20 protein-coding genes and 1 pseudogene are annotated in these 23,283 nt (G+C 59.5%); 5 read left to right on the forward strand and 16 right to left on the reverse strand.

The annotated features are described in order from the left end of the window. Positions 1–1,539, forward strand: a complete 1,539-nt coding sequence (locus tag HMPREF2698_RS02740; RefSeq protein WP_070561931.1) for an alpha-(1->6)-mannopyranosyltransferase A — start codon at positions 1–3, stop codon at positions 1,537–1,539. Here HMPREF2698_RS02740 and HMPREF2698_RS02745 read toward each other — a convergent pair. Then, entirely contained in the window at positions 1,508–1,906 is a 399-nt protein-coding gene (locus tag HMPREF2698_RS02745) for an Rv2175c family DNA-binding protein (protein ID WP_070519830.1), read from the reverse strand. The genes HMPREF2698_RS02740 and HMPREF2698_RS02745 overlap by 32 nt on opposite strands. 50 nt (positions 1,907–1,956) lie before the next feature. Between HMPREF2698_RS02745 and HMPREF2698_RS02750 the strand changes: the two genes are divergently transcribed. Further along, positions 1,957–3,207, forward strand: a complete 1,251-nt coding sequence (locus tag HMPREF2698_RS02750) for a protein kinase domain-containing protein (protein ID WP_070533345.1) — start codon at positions 1,957–1,959, stop codon at positions 3,205–3,207. Positions 3,208–3,219: 12 nt separating this feature from the next. Here HMPREF2698_RS02750 and HMPREF2698_RS02755 read toward each other — a convergent pair whose 3' ends face one another. Together HMPREF2698_RS02755 and HMPREF2698_RS02760 are read right to left on the reverse strand one after the other, a co-directional pair. Continuing rightward, a complete protein-coding gene (locus HMPREF2698_RS02755; protein WP_070561933.1) occupies positions 3,220–4,608 on the reverse strand; it encodes a class II 3-deoxy-7-phosphoheptulonate synthase in 1,389 nt (462 codons plus the stop codon). A 66-nt stretch (positions 4,609–4,674) separates the two neighbouring features. Next, positions 4,675–5,187 (reverse strand): polyadenylate-specific 3'-exoribonuclease AS, encoded by a 513-nt coding sequence (locus HMPREF2698_RS02760; protein WP_070519824.1) that lies wholly within the window; start codon positions 5,185–5,187, stop codon positions 4,675–4,677. 61 nt (positions 5,188–5,248) lie between these two features. Between HMPREF2698_RS02760 and HMPREF2698_RS13725 the strand changes: the two genes are divergently transcribed. Next, positions 5,249–6,511 (forward strand): glycosyltransferase 87 family protein, encoded by a 1,263-nt coding sequence (locus HMPREF2698_RS13725; RefSeq protein WP_371325870.1) that lies wholly within the window; start codon positions 5,249–5,251, stop codon positions 6,509–6,511. A 35-nt stretch (positions 6,512–6,546) separates the two neighbouring features. Here HMPREF2698_RS13725 and HMPREF2698_RS02770 read toward each other — a convergent pair. From HMPREF2698_RS02770 to HMPREF2698_RS02825, 12 genes and pseudogenes are all read right to left on the reverse strand, one after another. Continuing rightward, positions 6,547–7,530 (reverse strand): annotated as a pseudogene (locus HMPREF2698_RS02770) (acyltransferase family protein); the annotation flags it as partial. Between the two features lie 3 nt (positions 7,531–7,533). Beyond that, positions 7,534–8,280, reverse strand: a complete 747-nt coding sequence (locus tag HMPREF2698_RS02775) for a lysophospholipid acyltransferase family protein (protein WP_070561939.1) — start codon at positions 8,278–8,280, stop codon at positions 7,534–7,536. A gap of 66 nt (positions 8,281–8,346) precedes the next feature. Next, positions 8,347–9,303 carry an ROK family protein gene (locus tag HMPREF2698_RS02780; RefSeq protein ID WP_070561942.1) on the reverse strand — a complete coding sequence of 319 codons (957 nt, stop codon included), beginning with the start codon at positions 9,301–9,303 and terminating at the stop codon, positions 8,347–8,349. Beyond that, positions 9,296–10,459, reverse strand: coding sequence for a glycosyltransferase family 4 protein (locus HMPREF2698_RS02785; protein WP_070561944.1), 1,164 nt, complete (start codon positions 10,457–10,459; stop codon positions 9,296–9,298). The genes HMPREF2698_RS02780 and HMPREF2698_RS02785 overlap by 8 nt, the downstream gene beginning before the upstream one ends. Positions 10,460–10,462: 3 nt before the next feature. Next, a complete protein-coding gene (locus tag HMPREF2698_RS02790; RefSeq protein WP_070561946.1) occupies positions 10,463–11,539 on the reverse strand; it encodes a C40 family peptidase in 1,077 nt (358 codons plus the stop codon). 157 nt (positions 11,540–11,696) lie between these two features. Next, entirely contained in the window at positions 11,697–12,326 is a 630-nt protein-coding gene (locus HMPREF2698_RS02795; protein ID WP_070533388.1) for a C40 family peptidase, read from the reverse strand. A gap of 886 nt (positions 12,327–13,212) precedes the next feature. Next, the gene (locus HMPREF2698_RS02800) at positions 13,213–14,835 is read right to left on the reverse strand and encodes a cytochrome bc1 complex cytochrome b subunit (RefSeq protein WP_070561948.1); all 1,623 of its coding nucleotides are present in this window, start codon (positions 14,833–14,835) and stop codon (positions 13,213–13,215) included. Further along, complete coding sequence (locus tag HMPREF2698_RS02805; RefSeq protein WP_070561951.1) at positions 14,835–16,055, reverse strand: cytochrome bc1 complex Rieske iron-sulfur subunit; 1,221 nt, start codon at positions 16,053–16,055, stop codon at positions 14,835–14,837. Before HMPREF2698_RS02805 ends, HMPREF2698_RS02800 begins: the two co-directional genes overlap by 1 nt. Beyond that, on the reverse strand, positions 16,052–16,939 hold the full coding sequence (locus HMPREF2698_RS02810; RefSeq protein ID WP_070519807.1) for a cytochrome bc1 complex diheme cytochrome c subunit: 888 nt from the start codon (positions 16,937–16,939) through the stop codon (positions 16,052–16,054). The genes HMPREF2698_RS02805 and HMPREF2698_RS02810 overlap by 4 nt, the downstream gene beginning before the upstream one ends. 67 nt (positions 16,940–17,006) lie before the next feature. Further along, a complete protein-coding gene (locus HMPREF2698_RS02815) occupies positions 17,007–17,618 on the reverse strand; it encodes an aa3-type cytochrome oxidase subunit III (protein ID WP_369815732.1) in 612 nt (203 codons plus the stop codon). A 554-nt stretch (positions 17,619–18,172) separates the two neighbouring features. Then, positions 18,173–18,604 carry an aa3-type cytochrome oxidase subunit IV gene (locus HMPREF2698_RS02820; RefSeq protein ID WP_070561953.1) on the reverse strand — a complete coding sequence of 144 codons (432 nt, stop codon included), beginning with the start codon at positions 18,602–18,604 and terminating at the stop codon, positions 18,173–18,175. 19 nt (positions 18,605–18,623) lie between these two features. Beyond that, positions 18,624–19,703: an aa3-type cytochrome oxidase subunit II gene (locus HMPREF2698_RS02825; protein WP_070519800.1), complete on the reverse strand. Its 1,080-nt coding sequence runs from the start codon at positions 19,701–19,703 to the stop codon at positions 18,624–18,626. Between the two features lie 354 nt (positions 19,704–20,057). On the opposite strand from HMPREF2698_RS02825, the gene asnB reads away from it, so the two are divergent. After that, complete coding sequence (gene asnB / locus HMPREF2698_RS02830) at positions 20,058–21,980, forward strand: asparagine synthase (glutamine-hydrolyzing) (RefSeq protein ID WP_070519798.1); 1,923 nt, start codon at positions 20,058–20,060, stop codon at positions 21,978–21,980. An 83-nt stretch (positions 21,981–22,063) separates the two neighbouring features. Here the strand turns inward: asnB and HMPREF2698_RS02835 are convergent, their stop codons facing one another. Further along, entirely contained in the window at positions 22,064–22,408 is a 345-nt protein-coding gene (locus tag HMPREF2698_RS02835; RefSeq protein WP_070512402.1) for a HesB/IscA family protein, read from the reverse strand. A 179-nt stretch (positions 22,409–22,587) separates the two neighbouring features. Between HMPREF2698_RS02835 and HMPREF2698_RS02840 the strand changes: the two genes are divergently transcribed. Beyond that, positions 22,588–23,280 (forward strand): DUF3043 domain-containing protein, encoded by a 693-nt coding sequence (locus HMPREF2698_RS02840; RefSeq protein ID WP_070519796.1) that lies wholly within the window; start codon positions 22,588–22,590, stop codon positions 23,278–23,280. Positions 23,281–23,283 lie beyond the last annotated feature (3 nt).

A 23,283-nucleotide genomic window follows, 5' to 3' on the forward strand; every position in this document is an offset into this window, starting at 1 on the left:
ATGGCCCGCTCCGCATCCGCGCGCGTATCCCTGCGCATTCCCAACCCCCTTCCTTTGGGCATCGTCTCCGCGGCGATCCTTGCTCTCGCCTCCTTCTCTGGTGGCGCAACCCAGAACCGCGGCGGCTTTCTTGAGGCACTCAATATCGGATTTCTCGCGTATGGCCACGGCCGCAACATCGGCATAGTCCTCTATTGGGTTGGCCTCTTTGGATTGGTCGCCGCGTGGGTCCTGGCTGGGCGTTATCTCATCGCCCCACAGCTCAAGAACCCGCAACCCGACGGCGCGCTGTCTGACATCCGCCGAATGCTGATGTGCTGGGTTGCCCCGCTGTTGTGCGCGGCCCCACTGGCTTCGCGGGACGTGTACTCCTATCTCATGCAGGGAGCCATGGTGCGCGATGGTTTCGATCCTTATGTCGAAGGCGCGGCTGTTAACCCCGGCCCCTTCCTGCTGGAAGTCTCACACGACTGGCGAAACACCACTACGCCTTATGGTCCGCTGCACTTGTGGATGGGCAACGGGGTAACCAACCTCGTGGGGGACAATGTCGCCGCGGGCATCATCGTCTATAAGGCGATATCGGTCCTCGGCTTTGCCGCCATCGCTTGGTCGATTCCACGCCTTGCACGCAGCATCGGGGGCGATCCGGCGCTAGCACTGTGGTTGGGTGTAGCGAATCCAGTGATTCTATTGCACCTCATCGGCGGCATGCACAATGAATCGGTCATGGTGGGCTTGGTATCGCTGGGATTGCTCGCCGCGGTTCACAACAAGTTTCATCTCAGCCTCCTTCTTGTCGGCGTAGCGGTGTCGCTCAAAGCCACAGCTGTATTCGCCGCACCGTTTATCGTGTGGCTCATGCTGCACCACTGGGCGCCGAAAGGCACCACGCCACTCAAGCGCTTCGAGGTCTTTCTCCTGTCCGGCGTCGTTGCCGTGGCGGAGGTCGCGCTGGCGGTGGCGGTGATTACGTGGGCGTCGGGAAGCTCGTGGGGCTGGTTGTCACAAATCAGTGGCAATTCCAAGGTGATCAATCCCCTGGCCGGCCCTACCTTGCTCGCCGACATTCTGGTACCGCTCATCCAGGTCTTCTCCCCCGATACCACCTATAACGGGGTGCTCAGCGTGTTGCGTTCAATTGCGATGATCCTCATGCTCCTCGGCCTCGTCGTCGTGTGGTGGTGGGGGCGAACGGGCGTGCGCCGCGCGATTGCCGCTACGGCTGCTGCCTACCAGGTGGCGTTCGTCTTCAACTCTGTGACGCTTCCCTGGTATTACGCCTCCGTGCTGACGCTCATGGGAACCTTCCGTCCACCGCTGCCCTTGATCAAACTAACCACCGGCGTGGCCCTCTTTATCGGAGTGGCCTTCGCTGGCGACGGAAACCACCAGCTCTATAACTGGTTCTGGGACATCGCCATGGTGGTCGTGGCGTGGTCAGCAACGCAGTGGATTTTCGATGGTGTTCCACGCACCACCGCGGCCATGGATGAGGCTGCTACTGCTAAAACGCCGAAGCCTGCGCGCGCCGAATAACCTCGCGCGCAAGGTGCCCGTGGAGCGCGTCAATGGGGCGGCCTGGCAAGGACTCATCTTCGGTAAACAGGTGCGCCAGAATTTCATTGTCGCCCCAGCCGTTATCGGAGAGGACCGTAATCACTCCGGACACGTGCTTGGAAATGACGCCCTTGGAATTGAAGAATGCCTCCGGGACGAGGCGCTCCCCCTCGGCGTTTCGCCACACAATGAATTTACGCGCGTTGAGCAGGTCGAAGACGCGAGTGATGGGAAGATCGAGCTTTTCAGCAACCTCAGCGAGCGTCAGCAGCTTTTCCCCGGCGAGGAGCTGCGGTAGTTCCGGGTGGGGATTCTCGAAGTTGTTCTCAGAATTAGTCACGGACACAACTGTAGCCGGATCACACTTTGGGGCGCAGATCGGCCATACTGGAATCCATGACAAGGCTGAACGTGGGCGACATTCTCGAAGGACGCTACCGCATCGATCAGCCGATCGCTCGCGGCGGCATGTCCACTGTGTATCGCTGTGTCGACATGCGCTTGGGCCGCGCAGTGGCCGCCAAGGTCATGGATGAGCGCTATCACGATGACCCTGTCTTCGTCACCCGCTTCGAGCGCGAGGCCCGCGCCATGGCACAGCTAAGCCATCCCAACCTCGTCGCCGTGCATGATTTCTCCGCGGATGGGTTGCCCATCTATCTCATCATGGAGCTCATCACCGGCGGCACCTTGCGCGAGCTCCTTGCTGAACGCGGCCCCATGCCGCCACATGCCGCAGCCGGCGTCATGCACTCCGTGCTGGCCGGGCTCACCGAGGTCCACCACGCCGGCCTCGTGCACCGCGATATCAAGCCAGACAACGTTCTCATCACGGACAACCACCGCGTTAAGGTCGGCGATTTCGGCTTGGTGCGCTCCGCCAAAGCGGAGCACGATAGCTCGGGTCAAATCGTCGGCACCGTCAGCTACCTCTCCCCCGAGCAGGTTACGGGTGCGGATATCACCCCGGCTTCCGATGTCTATTCGGCCGGAATTGTCCTGTTTGAGCTCCTTACCGGCACGGTCCCCTTCCACGGCGAGACCCCACTGGCCCACGCCACAGCGCGCGTGCACGCGGATGTAGTGGCGCCGTCCTCACGCATCGAGGGGGTACCTATGCTTTTCGACGCCCTCGTGGCCACCGCCACCGCGCGCCAGCCGGCCGAAAGGTTTGCGGATGCCGGCGAATTCCTCGATGCGCTGGATGATGTATCCCGTGAACTGCAGCTCCCGCAATTCACCGTCCCCGTCCCGCGGAACTCGGCTGCTGCACGAACAGCTGCGGTGCCCACGGATTTTTCGGGGGCAGGCAATACCCGGGTCTTCGAAGCCACCTCCACGATCCCGGCGCCTCAACCGCCCACGCGGGAAACCCGTGTCGAGCCTCGAAACGATGCTTTTCTCCCGCCGGCCGCACCGGTAAATCCCCCGGCACCGTCCCCTGCGGTAGCAGAACCTTCTGCGCCGCTTCCCCCGGCCGGTGCCGAGGAGGAGCCAGAAGAGCGCCCTTTGAGCAACCGCAGCGCCATCGCGCTTATAGGTTTCCTCATACTAGTCGGGCTTGCCACCTTGGCCGTCGCCGTGGCGGCCTGGTGGTTTGGCTCCGGAGAATACGGCACGTGGCCGATTCTCTGGAGGCCATATTAGCCTGCGCAACTTCTAGTTGCGCAGCATCTCCGCGATAAGGAAGGACAGCTCCAGCGATTGCTGGGTGTTCAGGCGCGGATCCACGGCGGACTCGTAGCGGCCCGGCAGATCCACGTCCGTGATGTCCTCAGCGCCGCCGAGGCACTCGGTGACGTCCTCGCCGGTGAACTCTAGGTGGACACCACCAGGGTGAGTACCCAGTTCACGGTGCACCTCGAAGAAGCCCTGGACCTCGTCGACGATCTTGTCGAAGTGGCGGGTCTTGTAACCGTTCGATGCCGTGAAGGTATTCCCGTGCATCGGATCGGACTGCCACACAACCTTGTGGCCGGAGTCCTCCACTGCCTTGATGATCGGCGGCAGGACGGAGCGCACCTTATCGTGGCCCATGCGGGCGATCATGGTGAGTCGGCCAGGCTCACGGTTCGGATCCAGACGCTCTGCGTACTGCACAGCCTGCTCCGGGGTTACTCCTGGGCCAAGCTTGATGCCTACCGGGTTGCCGATGATGGAGGCGAAAGCTACGTGGAAATCGTCGAGGCCGCGGGTGCGCTCGCCGATCCACAGCTGGTGAGCGGACAGGTCATAAAGCTTGGTCTCGCCGTTAGCGTCCAAGCCCAAGCGCAGCATGGAACGCTCATAGTCACGCAGCAGGGCTTCATGGGAGCAGTAGATCTGTGCCGAACGCAGGGTCTCGTCTGAGACTCCGCAGGCGTTCATGAAGGCCAGGCCGTTCTCAATTTCATTCGCCAGGGCCTGGTAGCGAGCGCCTGCCGGAGAGTTGGCCACAAACTCGCGATTCCACTCGTGGAGTCGGTAAAGGTCAGCAGTACCGGATTGGGTCAGTGCGCGGACCAGGTTCATGGCCGCCGAGGAGTTCGCGTAGGCACGGATCATGCGGGCGGGATCGTGGCGGCGGGATTCCTCGTTGGCTTCTACGCCGTTGACGATGTCACCGCGGTAGTTGTACAAGCCGTTTGCGTCCAGATCAGAGGAGCGCGGCTTCGCGTACTGGCCGGCGATGCGGCCGAGCTTCACCACCGGGGTGGACGCGCCATACGTCAAAACTACGGCCATCTGAAGCAGCGTCTTGATGTTGCCGCGGATGTGCGGCTCCGTATTGGACTCGAAGGTTTCCGCGCAGTCGCCTCCCTGGAGGAGGAAGGCGTTGCCCAGGGCGACGTCGGCAAGCTTGCGCTTGAGGTCCTCGATCTCTGGGGCCACGACGATAGGTGGGACGGATTCCAGGATCTTGCGCACGTTATCGGCTTGCAGCTGATCCCAGCTGGGTTGCTGCTTTGCCTCGCGGGCAATCGCATCTTGAAACTTCTCGTTGATCCCCTCCGGCAGCGGTGGCAAATCAGGGAGCACTTCTTTGGGAATATCTACTGTCCAACTCACACCCAGTATTTAACCATCTTGGGTCTATCGCGCGTTAGTTAATGGCATTTCGGCCACGGTATTAATTCACGCTTTATTAACGCGGTTGCCCCTAGTCAACGGCAAGTGCTGTTCACAAACCCGAAATTTGGCCAGATTATGGCGGGCGTCGACCAACGCGTCATGGTTGCCGTTCGGGACTGGAGGCAGCTTGGGGCGGCCGGCGAATTCCCAATACTGCTTAAGCTCCCGGGTATAGCGCGGCAGGCCCTTGGGCAGACTCGCCATATCGCCCCAGAGTTGCGCAACAACCACGTGGTCATAGGCGCCCACCCAGGCCCACAGCTCGATGGGAGTGGAGTGCCGGCCAAGGAATTTCAGGAGATCTTCGCGGATGGTTTCGCGCGATTTCCAGACCGGATCTGCTGGACTCGGCAGCTTATCCAAAACATTCTCACGCACCCATGCGTTTGCCTTGGCCGGATCGAAGTCTGTGGATACCGCGTAGTATTCGCTACCGTCTTCCCCGACAATTCCGATGGAGACCAATTCAATGGTCGATCCGTCCTCGATAAATTCGGTGTCGTAGAAGTAGCGCACGCCCCGTATCCTAGTCTCCCGCCCACATAGGCCTGCCCACTGGGGGTCTATACTCAACTGCGTGAAGAAAGCTCTCTCCTCCCCTCTCCTCCCCTTGTTCATAGCAGGGCTGGCCTCCCTAGCGTGGATTATCCAGCTTCCGGCATTATTCAGCAGCGGCAGCATTGCGCCTTATTACCACATTGACCTCGATGTCTATCGCGAGGGAGGACGCGCGCTTCTACGCGGAGAAAATCTTTACGCACAGAGCTATGTGCTCGACAACGGCTTTTCGCTGCCTTTTACCTACCCGCCTTTTGCTGCAGCGCTTTTCGCCATGGTGTCATGGCTCCCGTTGTGGCCGCTGTCCATTCTTCTCACCGCAGCATCGCTCGGGGCGCTGTGGGTTTGCCTGTATGCCGTGATTTCTCGGAGCTGTGCTACTGAGCGACCTGGTTGGTGGTCCTCGTGGGCATTGTGCGCCTGCATGCTGATGGAACCGGTTACTGAGACGCTCAGCTTCGGCCAAGTGAACCTTTTGTTGACCGCGGTAGTCATTGTAGATTGCCTACTGCTGAGCCCACGAAGCTCGTGGCGTGGTGTGCTTACGGGCATTGCAATAGCCATCAAGCTCACCCCAGCGGTCTTCCTCGCCGTGTTTTTCGTTCGCCGCGACTGGCGCGCTCTTGCCACGGCGGTGGTCTCCTTTGTCGCATGTGGTGTAGTGGGGCACCTCGCCTCCCCGGCGAGCTCAGCGGTGTATTGGACCGATACCCTCCGTGATTCCTCGCGCATCGGTGGGCTGGCCTACTCCGGCAACCAATCACTCCGTGGCTTGCTAAGCCGTATTGTCCCCGAGCAAGCAACGACCCTTTGGGTTCTCGGATGCATCGCCATCGTCGCGCTTCTGTGGTGGCTCATGGAACATACGTCATCGCAGGTTGAGCTCGTGCTACTCGCTTCCTCGGCGGCGCTGCTGTGCTCCCCGGTCTCGTGGTCTCACCATTTCACGTGGCTCTGCTTGGCAGCGGTCTATCTGACCGCCCGCCGACACTGGTTCCTAGCTGCCCTCACAGGGCTGACGTTGCTGGCCCGCGGCCACTGGCTCATCCCGCACAATGAGCAGCTGGAACTGACGTGGTCGTGGTGGCAGCAGATTCCGGGCAACGACTATTTCTTGCTCGTCGTGTTTCTTGTCGCGGTGAGCTGCTGGCTCAGGCTTGAGCCTACAGACGACGGTTCCGTTTTTCGCCGACTCGCACCGATCGGCGGCGGTTTAAGCGTCCAGCCCACGACGGGCACCTTGCCCAAAGCCCAAAGTGCTAGCGACGCAACAGCGCAATAAAGAACGCACATGCTAAGCCAGAACCACGTGTTTTCCAGCGGCCACTGGCCCGCCAGGCTAACCTCCCGAGGATGGAGCGCCATGGGGTAGCCATAAAGAATGGTGAGGCCGATGGGATGCCCAAGATAGATAGGCAGCGTGTGAGCACCGATGAAACGCAGACCGGTGGTCAGGGCCGGAATATAGGACACCACCACCGCCACCGCGATTCCCACTGGAACCTCGAAAAACTGCTCTACCATGCGAACAAGGATATGAACGTCATCCCTCACCAGCGCCTCCGTACCAGGCAACAACCACGTAACGTCAACTTCTCCGGAGAAGTTATCCCACGCGCGGCGAGTAAAAAAGCCGATGGCGTAGGCCACTGTCATCCCGGAATACGCCCAAAAACTGCGGTGATCCCATATGCCCTTAAACGGTGCCTCGATAGCTGCAGCGAAGTCGGAAATGGCATCACGGAAATAGGCAGCGCCAACAAAGACCGGGAGAAACATGATGGCCTTCGCAATCGAGGTGTATTGCGCCTGCCAAGCGATGAACAGAATCGGACTAAAGCTCAGCGCCATCGCTGCCCACCCGGGGAGCTTGCGTACGCACCACAAGAAGATGTTGAACAGAATCAGCGAATGCAAAAACCATGCCATGGAATGGCCCACGAGCAGGCTAGCTGTCATTTGGTCAACATCGAAGATGGGATCTCCAAAGACCCAGTGGTACTCCACGCGTTTGGTTTGTTGCTCAACGAGCATCCAGACCACATAGGGAACGAGGAAGTACCACAGGCGGCGTGTGAAAAGCTCCGCGAAGCTAAAGCGAAAAACCTTCTGGGCAAAAAAGCCGCTCACCAAGAAGAACAGAGGTAAGCGAAGCGGATCCAGCCAGACGTTAAAGGCCGCCAGCCACGTCTCCCCTGATTCAGGAACGGTGAGCGTGATGTGCAGAAGCACGACGCCCAGGATGGAGATGCCTTTCGCTACATCGGGCCACGCCAGGCGTTTGGTTAGAGAAGAAGACACTGACTACCGTGCCTCCGAACCGGGCTCGGCCCCTTCCGGGTAGCCGTGTCCAGCTTGCAGAGAGGCCTTCACATCGGAGGCGTACACGTCGACATAGGGTTTACCCGCCAACTCAGCCAGCTGCTTCATCACGTAGTCCGTGAAGGCGCGCGCAGTAGCGTGGTCCTGAGGATCAAGGTTGCGTTCAGCGGCCCACGCCTGGGGGTCGATGGGCTCACCCACGCGCATGCCGACGCGAACCGGGCGCGGGATCCATGAACCGATCGGGTTTGCCTTCCGGGTATTAATCATGGCGATGGGAATTACCTGCTCACCAGTGGTCAACGCGATGCGCGCCATGCCGGTGCGCCCTTTGTAAATGCGTCCATCGGGCGAACGAGTTCCCTCCGGGTAGATTCCAAAGAGATCCCCACGGCCGATAATGCGTTGCGCGCTCGCCAGCATGGCGTCGCTCGCGTCTTTATTGACGCGGTCAATCGGCACCTGCCCCACGGAGCTAAAGAACCACTTTTGCAGGCCGCCAACGAAACCAGGGGTGGTGAAATACTCGCTCTTAGCCAGAAATGTAATCTGCCGCGGGCACAACAGAGGGAAGTAGAAAGAATCCATGACGGCTTGGTGAGAGGATGCCAAGATAGCCGAACCGGATTCCGGGATGCGATCCATTCCTTCGGACCATGGGCGGTTCCATACTCGAAGGGCCGGGCCAAAAAAGATGTGCTTAAAGGCCCAGTACCACTTGTTTCGCATCGCTTATAGTCCTATCTGTTTATGCCGAACAGGCCGCGCTGTCCAGTGAAAGAAAAATGTGCGGTGTTAACCTCGGTGCTCCTGGCGGGCGAGATCAGCGACACCAATCATACCCGCCGCGGAACCCAGTTTCGCGGTTGCGACTCGGGCCAGAGGCCTGTGACCGGCCCCGACAATCTGGCTAGCCATGGCTTCCCGTGCCCGATCTAGGTACAGATCCGCGTCCTTGGATACCCCACCGCCGATGACGATCAGCTCGGGGTCAAGGACATCCGCCACCATGGATAGTCCCTGCCCCAACCACTGTCCGAAGTTATCCATGACAGCCAGACCTAGGGGATCTCCCCGGCGAGCGGCCACGGTGATCTCCTCGCCGGAGGGATTCTCCGGGAGGGTGGTTTCAAAGTCACCGCGCAGATCCGCGCAGGTGTCCGGCAGAGCGGTTCCGGACGCATAGCGTTCGAGGCAGCCGCGCTTTCCGCACGAGCATTGGCGTCCGCCCGGTGAAACAACGAGGTGCCCAAACTCAGGGGCAGTGCCGAAAGCTCCGCGGTAGATCGTGCCGTCATTAAATAGCGTGGTTCCAATGCCGGTACCGACAGCGAAGAAAACCCATTCCTTCGCCCCGCGTCCTGCACCAAAGCGCCACTCCCCCCACGCGGCCGAGTTGGCGTCGTGCTCAAGCCGGACAGGAACGTCCAAGCGCTTGCTCAAGATTTCACGCACTGGGGCGTCCCGCCACGGCAAATGCGGAGCAAAACGCACAATCTCGCATTCGGGATCCAAGAACCCTGCGAGGGCAAGCCCAACGGCATCAATGTCATGAGAAGCTGCGAGGCTGTCGACGCAACGCACGATGTCATCTTCGAGCTCTCGCGCTTCCACGGCCGTAGGCACGCTCATCGAATCCACAATCTCTCCGGCGGGATCAATCACCGCGGCGCGCAGGTTTGTTCCACCAATATCGAACCCGATGGTGAGGCCACTGCGGCCGCCTTCAGCGGAGGGAGTGTGTTCAAGCATGACTAGTAGGATATACCCCGGCTTGCCCTCGATCACATTCGAGAATCTCGCGCAATCGTGCGCCCATGATTTCCCACGTCCAGCGCTCCTCCACGTGGCGGCGCCCGGCTGCCCCCATACGGTGGGCCCGGGGGGCATCGCCAAGCAACGTGCACAGCGCCTCCTCAAGCTCCGGCACCGAAGACCCGCGCACAACGAGCCCTGTCTCCGGAGTCACCGTCTCCGGCGCTCCGCCGGAATCTCCAGCAACCACTGGCAGCCCCGCCGCCTGCGCCTCAAGGTAAACAATGCCGAGTCCCTCGACGTCGAGTCCGCCACCTCGTGTGCGTGCAGGCATGGCGAATACATCGGCCGCATGGAGGGCCAAACGCAATTCCGCCGTATCCCGCGCCTCCTGAATCACGGCGTCTGGGCAGTACAGATGCGCAAGTTCACGCAAGGTCGGCTCGTAGCGGCCGCGTCCGATAATGAGTAATTGCGCATCTGGAATTCGCCCACGCACCGCTGGCATAGCGCGCAAGAGTTGATCCTGACCTTTACGCGGGACCAGACGGGAGATGCAGACAATTACTGGGCCGGGGCCCAACCCGAAATGCGCACGGGCCGCCTGCTTCTCTGCTGCGGTAGCTGGCGTGAAATCCTCCAGGTTGACCGCCGAGGGCAAATGAACCCACCGCGCACCCGAGCCGAACGCGGGCTCCAACCTGTTGCGCGTGTAGTCCGAGATATACGTGAGGACATCCGAAGACTTGCCGATCCTGCGCAAGGCTTGCCGTGCCCCAGGAAGCATGGACCACCCCACCTCATGCCCGTGCGTTGTGGCTACGATGCGGCGCGCGCCCGCTGCACGCGCTGCCGGCGCCATGAGCGCGAGTGGGGCCGCGGCACCAAACCACACGGCCTCGATATCGTGTTCTCGGATGAGGCGCTGCATCTGGCGGGCCGTAGCAGGCGTTGGCAGCATGATGGAGCGCGGCCAGCGGACCACGGTATAGGGCAGCGTCGAGTCATACTCCGCAGCGGCGTCCCCGTCTTGGGTCGAGGCAAAGACGATGACGTCCTGCGGGTTGAGGGTCGCCAGAAAGTCTCGGAGATAGGACTGAATCCCGCCGATGGTGGGCGGGAAATCATTGGTGACGAGGAGTGTGCGCGCCATGTCCTAATAGCGTACGGCACCTTCCACCGGCATGGAATTCAGCGGCACCACGGCCACGGGGACGCCATAGGTGGAGGCATGAACAATCTGGCCGTCACCGATGTACATTCCCACGTGGGTAACGCCGGGGTAATAGCCCACAATATCGCCGGGCTGGAGTTGGTCCAGCGGCACCGGCGTACCACCGGCGAGCTGCGCCTGCGAGGTGCGCGGAATGCTCTTGCCCATCTGCTGATAGCTCCACACCATCAGGCCAGAACAGTCAAAAACATCAGGACCCGTTGCGCCCCAGCCATACGGGGCGCCAATACGGCTGAGAGCGGCTTCCACAGCGGCAGACCCGGACCCATCGGCCAGCGCAGCCAAGTCAAGGTCGGAGGATCCACCGAAGTGCTGGACCCATGCCTCACGCGCTTCTGGGCTTAAGCCATCAACGGTGGCCTCAAGTTCCTTCTGTTGTTCTTCCAGCTCGGCCTTTTCTTTCAGCACCGAGTCACGCTTTACCTGCAGCTCGTCACGCTTATGGCGTGCCTCCTCGGCGGCATCAACCGCCTCTTGATGCGCGTTGTCGGCCGCTGCGGAAGCCGCGACCATTGCGTCTTCCTCACGCTTCGCGGCCTTGGATAGGGTACCTAGATAGCCCATCCGTTCTACCGCACTGGCCACGTCATTTGCATTGAGGGCGGCGGAGACCGACGTTGCAGCGGCATTCCTACGATAGCGCTTCTGCGCTAGAGCATCGATGCGTTCCTGTTGTTCAGCCACGGCGGCTGAGGCGTCTTCGGAAGTGCGCTGCGCCTCCTCGGCCTTCAATTCCAGCTCGCCGATCTCTTTCTCCGACTCAGCGAGCTCATCCTCGAGCCCCTTGACTTCCTCACCCTTGGCAGACACGCGCTGGGCGACGTCCGCCATGCGCTCAATGAGGCCGGGCAGGTCTTCAGGATCCTCCGCTTGCGGAGCGCCTTCCTGCTGCTGCTCCGGAGAAACCTCCTGGGACAAAGCCGACGGTGAAAGGACGGCAACTGGAACCGTGCTCAAGGCAAGTGCAGCGACCGCACACGCAAGGCCACGACGCGACATGGATACCCCCGAAACTTAGAGAAGGTTAATAGATAACTGAATTATACCCTCAGTCGAGCAAAACATAACGGCTACAAGAATAACCGAACCCCTTCCCCACCCTCACCATCAACATGGCAAGAGCGGCGGAAGGGGTTAGGACGATTACCGAGTGCGCTTAGAAGCGAACTGCGGAGTGAATCGGCATGTAGTTCAGGGAACGCTCACCCACCGGGGTACCGGAGTTCAGAGCGTCAATGATGGTGCCATGGCCGGTGTAGATGCCAACGTGAGATGCACCGGAGTAGTACACGATGATGTCACCCGGCTGCAGGGCATCAAGGGACACCGGGGTGCCAGCGGATGCCTGTGCCTGGGACGTACGCGGGATGGACACGCCAGCCTGCTGGTAGGCCCAGGAGGTCAGGCCAGAGCAATCGAAGGCGCTCGGGCCGTTAGCGCCGTAGACGTACGGGGAACCGATCGCGGAACGAGCGGCTTCAAGAACCTTCTCACCCACGGACTGGGTCGGCGCCGGGGCCGGTGCCGCCGGGGACTCAACAGCAGCGGCGTAGCCGCCACCCTGGTTTGCTTTGAAGGCAGGGATGTAGCGATCAACGTTGGGCAGCTGCTGAATGTTAGGAACATTCTCCAAGCCGGCAACCTCGAAGCGGATGTCGGTGTCCGGAACAACGACCTCGGCAGCGTTGGCGGCAGCCGGTACGGTAACAGCTGCGGTTGCTGCGATAGCAGCGGTAGATGCGATGCGACGGGTGTTCACGTTGCCCTGACGACGGTGCTTAGCCACGAATTTAAACTCCAAATCTTCCTATGCGCCTACTTCGCCCGCCAAGACGGCGAATCATTCATTCACCTTCTTGATGACGCGGGCAAAAGCTCTGACCCAAGGGGCGGGCCTAGCGTTCGACGATGACCCATTCCTGTAGAGCCATCTCCGCTCGGCCCCCGGTTTTAGGAGGGGCCAGACGCGGCGCTTAAATCTTCAGTTCGTATTGAGCACCGGTGATGTGTACACCGTGTCGGTAACTCAATGTCTCGAATAGGTTACGAAATCATCACAAGCGATGTCGAGTCAGAAACGCAAAACCGGCTTCGTTACCGTCCTGTTATCAAACGGAAACCTAAAAGACATCCCCCGCGCAGCCCCGACTCCAATACACACTACCCGCCAGAAGATACGGGCAACAACCTGCCACAACAGGGTCGCCAGCCAACGCGAGACCGCTAGACCAATAGCGCATGACCGGAATCAGAATCCGCCATAAAATTAGTGATGTAACCTTCATCACACACCGGTAATGCCGGGCATCAAATGCCCCAACCTACCCACAGTGCACTCCTAAAACACCACCAAAGAATCAAGAAATGCTGTGGATTTTTAGCAGATTCCTCCACCGACCCCCAGTACTATTCCTCACCCCACCAGAGATCAGCCACCTTGCGTGACATTAAGGAGCAAAGTTGACTCACCGTTAACGGAAAGTTAACTGCAGCCGCTCTACCCAACCATGGCAGAGCCATGAAGCGCTTATCCGAGTCAGGGCCCACCAGTGCGCCCTGAAGCCCGCCACAGCGCTACGAAGCGGATACAGAAACGCTGAGAGCCCGTGCTCCTTTCCTCGTATTGGGAAGGAACACGGGCTCTTGTGAGCGTGTTTCAGCGAGTGAAGGCGCTAGATGCGGCCGTTCTCCTCGTCTTCGCGGCGATTAGCCTCGTTGAGCTGACGGAACATCTCCGCTTCCTCAGCGTGGTTCTCGTGGCGAATCTCATTGACGCGGGAGACGATGGACGGGTCATCGGAAGAGAAGATGCCCTGCGTCTCGGAGTCAGCCAGACCAAGCTGGTTGAGCTGCTTCGGAACCGCGGCACCGGAGTACTCGAGCGGAATCGGGTGGCCATGGTCATCCACCGGGCCAAGCGGCTGGTGGACCTCAATGAAGGCACCATTCGGCAGCTGCTTAATAACGCCAGTCTCAATACCGTGCTCCAGGACCTCACGGTCGGAGCGCTGCAGACCAACGCAGATGCGGTAGGTCATGAAGTAAGCGATCGGCGGCAGGACGATGAGGCCGATACGGCCAACCCAGGTCATCGCGTTCAGGGAGATCTGGAAGAAGTGAGCCACGTGGTCGTTACCACCGGACAGCGTCACCAGAAGGAAGAACGTGATGGCAGCCGCGCCGATAGCGGAGCGAACCGGGACATCGCGCGGGCGCTGCAAGAGATTGTGGTGGGCGTCGTCACCAGTCAGCTTCTTTTCGATGAACGGGTAAGCAAACAGCAACACAACCATCAAGCCACAGAGCAGTGCAACCCAGAAGGCGGACGGAATCGTGTAGTTGCCGATGTAAAGCTCCCATGCCGGCATGACACGAGCAACACCATCAGTCCACAGCATGTAAATATCCGGCTGGGAACCAGCGGAAACCTGAGACGGGTTGTACGGGCCAAGGTTCCAGATGGAGTTAATCGTCATCAGACCGGAGATGAGTGCCAGCACGCCGGCAACCATCATGCCCATGCCAATGGCCTTGGTGGCGAAGACCGGCATAATACGGACGCCAACAACATTGTTCTCAGCGCGGCCCGGTCCAGGGAACTGGGTGTGCTTCTGGAACCAGACCATGATGAGGTGAGCTGCAATCAGGCCCAGAATGATGCCCGGGATAACCAGCACGTGCAGGATGTAGAAACGATCCAGCATCAGGTCGGACGGGAAGTCGCCACCGAAGATGGCCCAGTGCAGCCAGGTGCCGATGATCGGCAGGCCCAGAATAATGGCGGACATGATTCGCAGACCGACACCGGAGAGGAGGTCGTCCGGAAGGGAGTAACCGAGGAAGCCCTCGATCATGCCCAAGAGAATCAAGGCGCAACCGATAATCCAGTTAGCCTCACGCGGGCGACGGAACGCACCGGTGAAGAAGATGCGAAGCATGTGGGCAATCATGGACATCATGAACATGAGTGCTGCCCAGTGGTGCATCTGGCGCACGAACAGACCACCGCGGACCTCGAAGGAGAGGTCAAGCGCAGTTGCATAGGCGCGCGACATCTCCACACCGTTGAGCGGGGTGTAAGCGCCGTCGTAAATGACCTTCGTAATGGAAGGATCGAAGAACAGCGCCAAGTAGATGCCGGTCAGCACCAAGATGATGAAGCTGTACAGTGCCATCTCACCGAGCATGAAGGACCAGTGAGTGGGAAAGACTTTGTTGAGCTGGGTACGCAGGACGCCGGCAGCGGAGTACCGCTCATCCATGTTGTTACCCATCTGTGCAAGTTTGTTACTCATTATGACTTACGCTCCCAGAATGCAGGTCCGACGGGCTCGATGAAGTTGCCCTTAGCAATGAGGTAGCCCTCTTCGTCCACGTCAATCGGCAGCTGCGGAAGTGCACGGGCGGCAGGACCGAAGACCGGCTTGCCGTAGTGCAGAGCGTCGAACTGCGACTGGTGGCACGGGCAGAGAATGCGGTTGGTCTGAGCCTCGTACAACGAGGTCGGGCAACCAATGTGGGTACAAATCTTGGAGTAGGCGTAGTAATCGCCGTAGTGGAAGTCCTCCTGGCCCTTGCGCTCGATGGCCTTCTTGGCGTCATCGTTGCGCAGGCGGATGAGCATCACGGCGTTACGGTTGCCATGGATGGAGTGCATGTGGTTCTCGTAGACGTCCTTGTCCTCGGAGTACTCAGCACCATCGTTGACATCCTCAGCAGCCAGCGGGAAAACGGTCTCCATGCCGCCGGCCGCAAGGTCCTCCGGACGTACACGAACCAGGCGGGTAACACCGCGGGTGGTGTAGTGAGTGCCGGATTCGCCTTCATGCTTCTCGGCAATAGTACCGGTGTCGCGAGCAAGGTAGAGCTTGACGCCCTTTTCATGCATGGTCCAACCGGAGGTCCACAACGTGCCGTCGCCGGCATAGTTCAGATCGTGGCGCTTCTTCCACGGGTTATTGATGGCGCCACCCAGCGGCGCAATAACCGTCAGGCCGAACAGAACGCCGGCGCCGCCGAGCAGACCCTTGATGGTGGAACGGCGACCCAGCGTCGACGTGTTCCAAGAATCATTAAGCAGCGCGGTCAGCGTGCGGCGGTCAACCTCTTCGGAAGGGCCGTCGTGGCGACGCTGAACTGAGATCTCCTCCGGGAGAATCTTCTTGACGTACTGAACGATGGCGAAGCCCAGGCCCAGAATGCACAGGCCGGAAGTCAGGCCCAGCAGCGGGGTGTAGAGCGTGTGCCACCACAGGCCGTCCTCCCCCAGCATCTTGTACTGCCACGGCCAGAAGAGGTAAACGCCAAGGAAGGCGATGCCCATCAGTACAGAAATGATCAGCCAGAAGGTGACATTGCCGGCGGCGCGCTTCTCAGCGGGGTCGCCCTCGACCGGGAAGCGTTCCTTGCGGAATGCGACGGTGACGTCGTCAAGCTCGGTGCCGAGTGCTGCGAGCTCGTCGTTGCTCATAGCATCGAGCTCTTTGCGAGAGTAATTCTTCTTTACGTTGCTCATGAGCGAGATCCAATCCACATAGCGGCAACGCACAGAAGGCTGATGCCGATGATCCACATTGCCAGGCCCTCAGCCACTGGGCCGAGACCGCCGAGCGACCAGCCGGCCGGCGACGGGGTTTCCTTTGCAGACTTGAGGTAGGCGATGATGTCCTTCTTCTCGTCTGCGGTCAGCTGACGGTCAGAGAACTTCGGCATGTTCTGCGGGCCGGTCAGCATTGCCTGGTAGATCTCCTGCTCGTTGGCCGGAGCCAGCGGCGGGGCAAACTTACCGGAGGACAGCGCGCCGCCCTTGCCGGTGAAGTTGTGGCAGGACGCGCAGTTCATGCGGAAGAGCTCAGAACCCTTAGCTACGTCCTCTGCCTGAATCTGCCCGTTGTAGTTAGCGCCGCGCAGGGATTCCTGTGCAACGGAGCCGTCCTCGTTGTAGACGATATCGGCACCGCCACCGTTGGCAGCAACATAAGCGGCAAGCGCCAGGGTTTGCTGCTCGGTGTAGCGCGGAGTCTTACGCTCAGCCTGAGCGTCATTAGACATCATCGGCATGCGGCCGGAGTGAACCTGGAAGTACACGGAGCCGGCGCCGATGCCAACGAGGGACGGGCCGCGGTCCTGGATTCCCTGCAGGTTAGCGCCGTGGCAGGTAATACAAGCGACTTCGTAGATGTCCTTGCCCTCTTGAACGAGTGCCTGGTCATCCTTTGCGGCTGTAGCCACCTGCGCGTCAGGGGTCAAGGCAGAAGCCAAGACGCCAGCGCCGGTAAGGCCGATGCTCAGCGCAAAGACGCCAGCCAGCGTGCGCTTCGCCTTGCGGCGACGGCGGGTCTTCTTAGCCGCGGCAGTGGTGTCTTCCACTGCGGCGGGCTGCTGGATGTTATCCATCATTTTCCTTTAGATAACTCGTACATGGAAATGAATGGCTGTAGGCCGGTTGCTCCCCGGCGACTACGGCCTACTGAACTAGGTAGATGACTACGAACACGCCGATCCACACAACGTCAACGAAGTGCCAGTAGTAGGACACTGCCATTGCCGCGGTGGCCTGTGCAGGCGTGAACTTGGAGCGGGCGATGCGCGCCAAGATGATTCCGAAGGAAATCAGACCCGCAGTCACGTGAGCCGCGTGGAAGCCGGTCAGAATGTAGAAGACCGAACCGAACACGCTGGACTGAACAGTGACACCAGCCATGATCAACTCTGTCCACTCGAACGCCATGATGCCTAGGAAGACAACACCCAACGCGATGGTCACCGAGTACCAGAGTCGGAGCTTGTATACGTCACCCCTTTCTGCTGCAAACACGCCGAACTGAGAGGTCACGGAGGAAAGAACCAGGACTGTCGTAATGATGAAGCCCATCGGCACGTTGATGTGCGCGGTGTGCTCAGCCCAGTCGCCCTCCTGGCCGTTCGCACGCGAGGTGAACCACATCGCGAACAGTCCAGCAAAGAACATCAATTCCTGAGACAGGAACACGATGGTGCCAACGCTGACCATGTTGGGTCGGTTCAGCGCGGCAACACGTGGTGCTGCCATACCTTGGTTAGAAACTACGCTCGTCACGCATAACAGTATGGCTGGTCTAGCCGCATAAGTCATCTCATTTCCCCCCGATTTTTTTGAGGCCAGAGCATAGACCTTCACCATCTTCAGCGCGTCCGGAGTCCCCAAATCATTCAGAAAATAGTTGGGAACTTTTCACCGCGCTTTACGACGCCCCATCCCTGCAGGTAGTGCAACGTGCTAACGAAGACGGCAAGCATTCAAAACACGTCAACTACCCGAAGCCCGTCCGCCAGAGCTACTTCCCCATGACGTGCCCCAATGAGATAAATCACACCCCCATTCGCCCGCGTAAGTGCAGGACTGCAACTTTCGGATGACCCCCGTAAAAACGCACGTTAACGTGCTGGAATTCCTACGGCCGACCTGCTCCCAGCCATCCTGGCACCCCAAGCCCTCCCCCAGCCTGCCGGGCTACACAAATTTTTTGGGGCCTCCGGGAACTTTTTACAACGCTTCACGACGTCCTGAAGATCGACAAGGCCCCCGCCACGTTGTGTGGCAGGGGCGTGAGAAGTCGTGGCGCTAAATCGCGCGGCAGGAGTAGCTAAGCCTTAGTGCTTTTCCTTCGGAAGACCGTACTGCAGGGACAGGCCGGTAACGGACGTCACGAGCAAGACAGCACCCAGAATAATCATCCAGAAGTAAAGGAAGATGATGCCAAGACCCAGCACCGCGATGGAGCCGGTCATGCACAGCGGCCAAATGGAGCTCGGAGAGAAGAAGCCGAGAATACCAGCTCCGTCTTCAGTCTCCGCTTCCTCCCAATCTTCCGGAGTGACGTCAACGCGGTTATCGGTGAAGTGGAGGTAGCCGCCCAGCATGATGCAGAGCAGCATGGCAAGGACCATGCCGACGATGCCGACCCACTCGGTGCCGTACAGGTAGCCATCATCCTTGACGTAGTTAACACCAATGATGTAGACGATGAGCGACACGAAGAGGTAGGTCGCAATTGCGTAAAAGACCTTAGATGTTGCACGCATTGTGTATCAGTTCCTTTTCTTATGCCGCAGACGAGGTGTCAACGAAGTTGTCGGCATCGCGGGTATCGCGCAGCGAGTTGAACGGAGTGGTGGTAACTGCGTAAGGCTCTTCACCAATGTGCTCAAGGGCCTCGGCGTTGGTTGCCTGCGGATTCTCCTCGCGGAACTTGAGGTACTCGTTGAAGTCCGCGCGGTCAACGGTGCGGATCTCGAAGTTCATCATGGAGTGGTAGGTACCGCACATCTCAGCACAGCGGCCGACGAAGGCACCCTTTTCCTCAATCTTCTCAACCTGGAAGCGACGCTCCTGGGAGTTCTTCTCCGGGTGTGCGTAGGCATCGCGCTTAAACAGGAACTCCGGAACCCAGAATGCGTGGGAAACGTCGCCGGAGGCAAGACGGAACTCAATCGGAGTGTCTACCGGGAGAACCAGAACCGGAACCTCTTCGGTGGTACCGACGGTCTCAATCTTGTTGAAGTTGAGGTAGGAAATGTCGCCCATGGACTTACCGTGAATCGGGTTGGGGTTCGCAGTACCCTCTGGATCCACAGCAGATTCCTCAGCGAGCTTCTGGCGCTCAGTATCGGCGCCATTGTAATTCTCGCCATCAACCTTATTCTCGGCGTAACCAAACTTCCAGTTCCACTGGAAGGCAGTCACGTCAACGGTGACCTCAGGGTTCTTATCCAAGGCCGTAACCTTCTGCTGTGCCTGAACGGTGAAGAAGAACAGGCCCATAATGATAAGGATCGGAATGATGGTCAATGCCATCTCCAGCGGCACGTTGTACTGCAGCTGCTTCGGGAACTCGCCCTTGCCAGCCTTCTCGGCCTTCTTCGCGCTCCAACGGAAGATGGCAGTGAGGAAGAGACCCCACATAATAAAGCCGATGATCCATGCAGCAACCCAGACCCAGATCCAGAAGTTGTACATCGAGTGAGCCTCAGGGGTAACACCCTTCGGCCAACCCATACCTAGGAGATTTTCAACGGCCGTCGGCGCTGCGACGTCACAACCTGCCAGAGCTAGACCGCCCAGAGCGATAACGCCCGCCAAGCCTGCCTTACGGCCGAGGTTGCGTTGCTTACGCTGTCCCACGTGTGTTCTGCCTTTCTGTGCACACAAACTTCTCGAATACTCACAGAGCATTCCTACCCAATCAGGATAGAGGATCACGCCTGAATTTCAGACCTTTTCGCTGGACTGATCAGGTGTTAGTTCCGCTCTATAAATAGTGAACGTACGGGATGTTACCGGCCCACCTGCGCAAGGTCACACCAGCTACCCCACCCTCCCCCTTCCGCCTATGACTCAATTCACAAGGCATACTGCTGTGCATCATCCGAAAGTTCGCACCCTAACGGGGAGCGCGGCGCGGGGTTCGCAGATCGCCCAACTCCAGCCGTAAAGTGTGTCGAGGATAGACCTTGATATATAAGGAGAAGCAAGTTTATGTGCGGACTCTGCGCGCTACTCAGCGCCGATCGCAACGCCGCCCAACACGTGGAGGCACTCGAGCAGTCCCTCCAGTGCATGCGCCATCGCGGCCCCGACGCTGCTGGTACTTGGCATGACGATGATGCGGCTTTTGGCTTTAACCGCCTGTCCATCATCGACCTCGAGCACTCCCACCAGCCGCTGCGTTGGGGCCCCGAAGACAACCCACAGCGCTACGCTCTCACCTTCAACGGCGAGATTTATAACTACGTCGAGCTGCGCGAAGAGCTCATCGCCGCCGGCTACACCTTTAACACCGAGGGCGATGGTGAGCCCATCGTCGTCGGCTACCACCACTGGGGCAAGGACGTAGTAGAGCACCTACGTGGCATGTTTGGTTTCGTCATCTGGGACACCGAAACGCGCACGATGTTCGCCGCCCGAGACCAGTTCGGCATCAAGCCCCTCTATTACGCCACCACGGCTGCCGGCACGGTGTTCGCCTCCGAGATGAAGTGCATCCTCTCGATGGCCAATTCGCTAGGTCTAGATCTCAGCCTTGATAAGCGCGCCATCGAGCACTACACCGACCTGCAGTACGTGCCGGAACCGGAATCCCTCCACGCCAATATTCGCCGCGTCGAGTCGGGTTGCACCGTTACTCTTCGTCCCGGCGAAAAGGTCGTGTCTGAGCGCTACTTCAAGCCTCGCTTCCCTATTCAGCCCGTTAAGCAGGGCGAAGAGCAAAAGCTCTTCGACAAGATTGCACGGGCGTTGGAGGATAGCGTCGAGAAGCACATGCGTGCCGATGTAACCGTAGGTTCCTTCCTGTCCGGCGGCATTGACTCCACTGCCATTGCGGCCTTGGCCAAGCGCCACAATCCGAACCTGCTCACCTTCACTACTGGCTTCGAGCGGGAAGGCTATTCCGAGGTGGATGTCGCCGCCGAGTCTGCCGAGGCAATCGGTGTGGAGCACATCGTCAAAATTGTCTCCCCCGAGGAGTACGCCGACGCCGTCCCGAAGATCATGTGGTACCTGGACAATCCCGTTGCCGATCCTTCCCTCGTGCCGCTGTACTTCGTTGCCCAGGAGGCCCGCAAACACGTCAAGGTGGTACTTTCCGGCGAAGGCGCAGACGAGCTCTTTGGTGGCTACACCATTTACAAGGAACCGCTCTCACTGGCTCCGTTTGAGAAGATTCCTTCCCCACTGCGCCGCGGCTTGGGCAAGCTCTCGCAGGTGCTCCCCGAAGGAATGAAGGGCAAGTCCCTACTCAACCGCGGTTCCATGACCATGGAGGAGCGCTACTACGGAAATGCTCGTTCCTTCAACTTCGAGCAGCTCCAGCGCGTCCTGCCCTGGGCTAAACAGGAATGGGACCACCGCGAGGTGACCGCGCCGATTTATGCGCAGTCTCAAGATTTCGACCCCGTAGCCCGCATGCAGCACCTCGACCTCTTTACGTGGATGCGCGGCGATATCCTGGTCAAGGCCGACAAGATGAACATGGCCAACTCGCTCGAGCTGCGCGTGCCCTTCCTTGACAAGGAAGTGTTTAAGGTCGCGGAGACCATCCCCTATGACCTCAAGATTTCGCACGGCACCACCAAGTACGCGCTGCGCAAGGCCATGGAGCAGATCGTCCCGCCGCACGTGCTGCACCGCAAGAAGCTTGGCTTCCCAGTTCCCTTGCGCCACTGGCTGGCCGGCGATGAACTCTACGGTTGGGCCCAAGATCAGATCACGGAGTCCCAGACCGAGGACATCTTCAACAAGAAGGAAGTACTGGAGATGCTCAAGGAACACCGCGACGGAGTATCCGATCACTCGCGCCGCCTGTGGACGGTTCTGTCCTTCATGATCTGGCACGGCATCTTCGTGGAAGACCGCATCGACCCGAAGATCGAGCAGCGCGACTACCCCGTGAAGCTCTAGTCCAAACAACAAAACTGACGAAGCCCTCGCCGCACACTGCGGACGAGGGCTCTATCGTTTTGTCAACGTGACTTTACTTGAATTTAATTGAAGGAGTCACCGCAAGCGCAGGAGCCGCCGGCGTTGGGGTTGTCGATGGTAAAGCCCTGGGCCTCAATGGTGTCCGAGAAATCAATCTTGGCACCGGTGAGATAAGGGATGGACATCTTGTCCACGACGAGGTTGACGCCGCCAATGGTGTCCACCTTGTCACCATCCAGGGTGCGGTCATCGAAGTAGAGCTGGTAGCGCAGACCCGCGCAGCCGCCTGGCTGGACAGCAATGCGCAGTGACAGATCGTCGCGGCCTTCCTGCTCAAGCAGGGACTTTGCCTTGGCGGCAGCGGCCTCGGTCAGGATAACTCCGGTTGCAGATGCGGGAGCGGTCATGATTTCTCCTCTTATATATGCGGAATTTTTCTGGAGCCCACCCTACCCCCTCACAGGTGAGGAAGAAAGGATGCCTCACAGTTCACTAGTGGTTCACTGGTGTCCTGTTCCCTCACCACAACGCTCTCTCCCGCGGGCCTATTCCCGCTATGTCTGCTAGACCTTGTACGCTAAACAGCGTGAAACTTCCGTGGCAAAAAGATGACAAGACTTCTTCCCCCGCCGAGCAGACCCCGGCGCCGGAAGAGCAACCCGCCGCCGAGAAACCGCACCGCAAGGGCTACACGCCGCCGAAGGGCCGCCCCACGCCCAAGCGTGATGCGCAGGAAATCGCCCGCGGCGTCAAGCGTGATCCCCGGGGGATGTCGGACGCGCAGCGCTACCAGCACCGCAAGGAACTCAAGGCTTCCATGTCTAAGGCGGAATGGAAGGAATATAAGCGCAAGGAGCGTCAAGAGTCCCGCGAGCGCAACAAGGTGGCACAGGAACGCATGGCCGCCGGTGACGAGCGCTACTTGCTCGCCCGCGATAAGGGCGAGGTTCGCCGGTACGTACGTGATTGGGTAGATTCCCGCCGCTTCATCAACGAATGGGTCATGCCCTTTATGATCGTGCTGCTGGTGCTCATGTTCGTCGGCAGCCGGGATCCGCGCCTATCCCAGATCATTTCTATCGGCGCCATGGCGGTCATCGTTGTCTTCGCTGTCGAGGGTTTCTGGCTCGCGCGCAAGTGCAATAACGCCGTACGCCTCAAGTTCCCCGGCACCACCGAGGCCGGTTTTGGCCTAGGCTTCTACGCGTACTCCCGCGCCTCCCAGCCGCGTAAGTGGCGCACCCCGCGCCCGCAGGTGGAGCGCGGAGCCACCGTCTAATCC

Origin of the sequence: Corynebacterium sp. HMSC072A02 (assembly GCF_001810085.1) — a bacterium.
Classification (GTDB): domain Bacteria; phylum Actinomycetota; class Actinomycetes; order Mycobacteriales; family Mycobacteriaceae; genus Corynebacterium; species Corynebacterium hesseae.

Bases quoted from the DNA above. Each gene is read 5' to 3' on its own strand.
- HMPREF2698_RS02800 (WP_070561948.1), bottom strand. From the start codon at position 14,835: ATGAGTAACAAACTTGCACAGATGGGTAACAACATGGATGAGCGGTAC.
- HMPREF2698_RS02810 (WP_070519807.1), bottom strand. From the start codon at position 16,939: ATGATGGATAACATCCAGCAGCCCGCCGCAGTGGAAGACACCACTGCC.
- HMPREF2698_RS02805 (WP_070561951.1), bottom strand. From the start codon at position 16,055: ATGAGCAACGTAAAGAAGAATTACTCTCGCAAAGAGCTCGATGCTATG.
- HMPREF2698_RS02740 (WP_070561931.1), top strand. From the start codon at position 1: ATGGCCCGCTCCGCATCCGCGCGCGTATCCCTGCGCATTCCCAACCCC.
- HMPREF2698_RS02780 (WP_070561942.1), bottom strand. From the start codon at position 9,303: ATGCTTGAACACACTCCCTCCGCTGAAGGCGGCCGCAGTGGCCTCACC.
- HMPREF2698_RS02785 (WP_070561944.1), bottom strand. From the start codon at position 10,459: ATGGCGCGCACACTCCTCGTCACCAATGATTTCCCGCCCACCATCGGC.
- asnB (WP_070519798.1), top strand. From the start codon at position 20,058: ATGTGCGGACTCTGCGCGCTACTCAGCGCCGATCGCAACGCCGCCCAA.
- HMPREF2698_RS02835 (WP_070512402.1), bottom strand. From the start codon at position 22,408: ATGACCGCTCCCGCATCTGCAACCGGAGTTATCCTGACCGAGGCCGCT.
- HMPREF2698_RS02790 (WP_070561946.1), bottom strand. From the start codon at position 11,539: ATGTCGCGTCGTGGCCTTGCGTGTGCGGTCGCTGCACTTGCCTTGAGC.
- HMPREF2698_RS02775 (WP_070561939.1), bottom strand. From the start codon at position 8,280: ATGCGAAACAAGTGGTACTGGGCCTTTAAGCACATCTTTTTTGGCCCG.
- HMPREF2698_RS02820 (WP_070561953.1), bottom strand. From the start codon at position 18,604: ATGCGTGCAACATCTAAGGTCTTTTACGCAATTGCGACCTACCTCTTC.
- HMPREF2698_RS02750 (WP_070533345.1), top strand. From the start codon at position 1,957: ATGACAAGGCTGAACGTGGGCGACATTCTCGAAGGACGCTACCGCATC.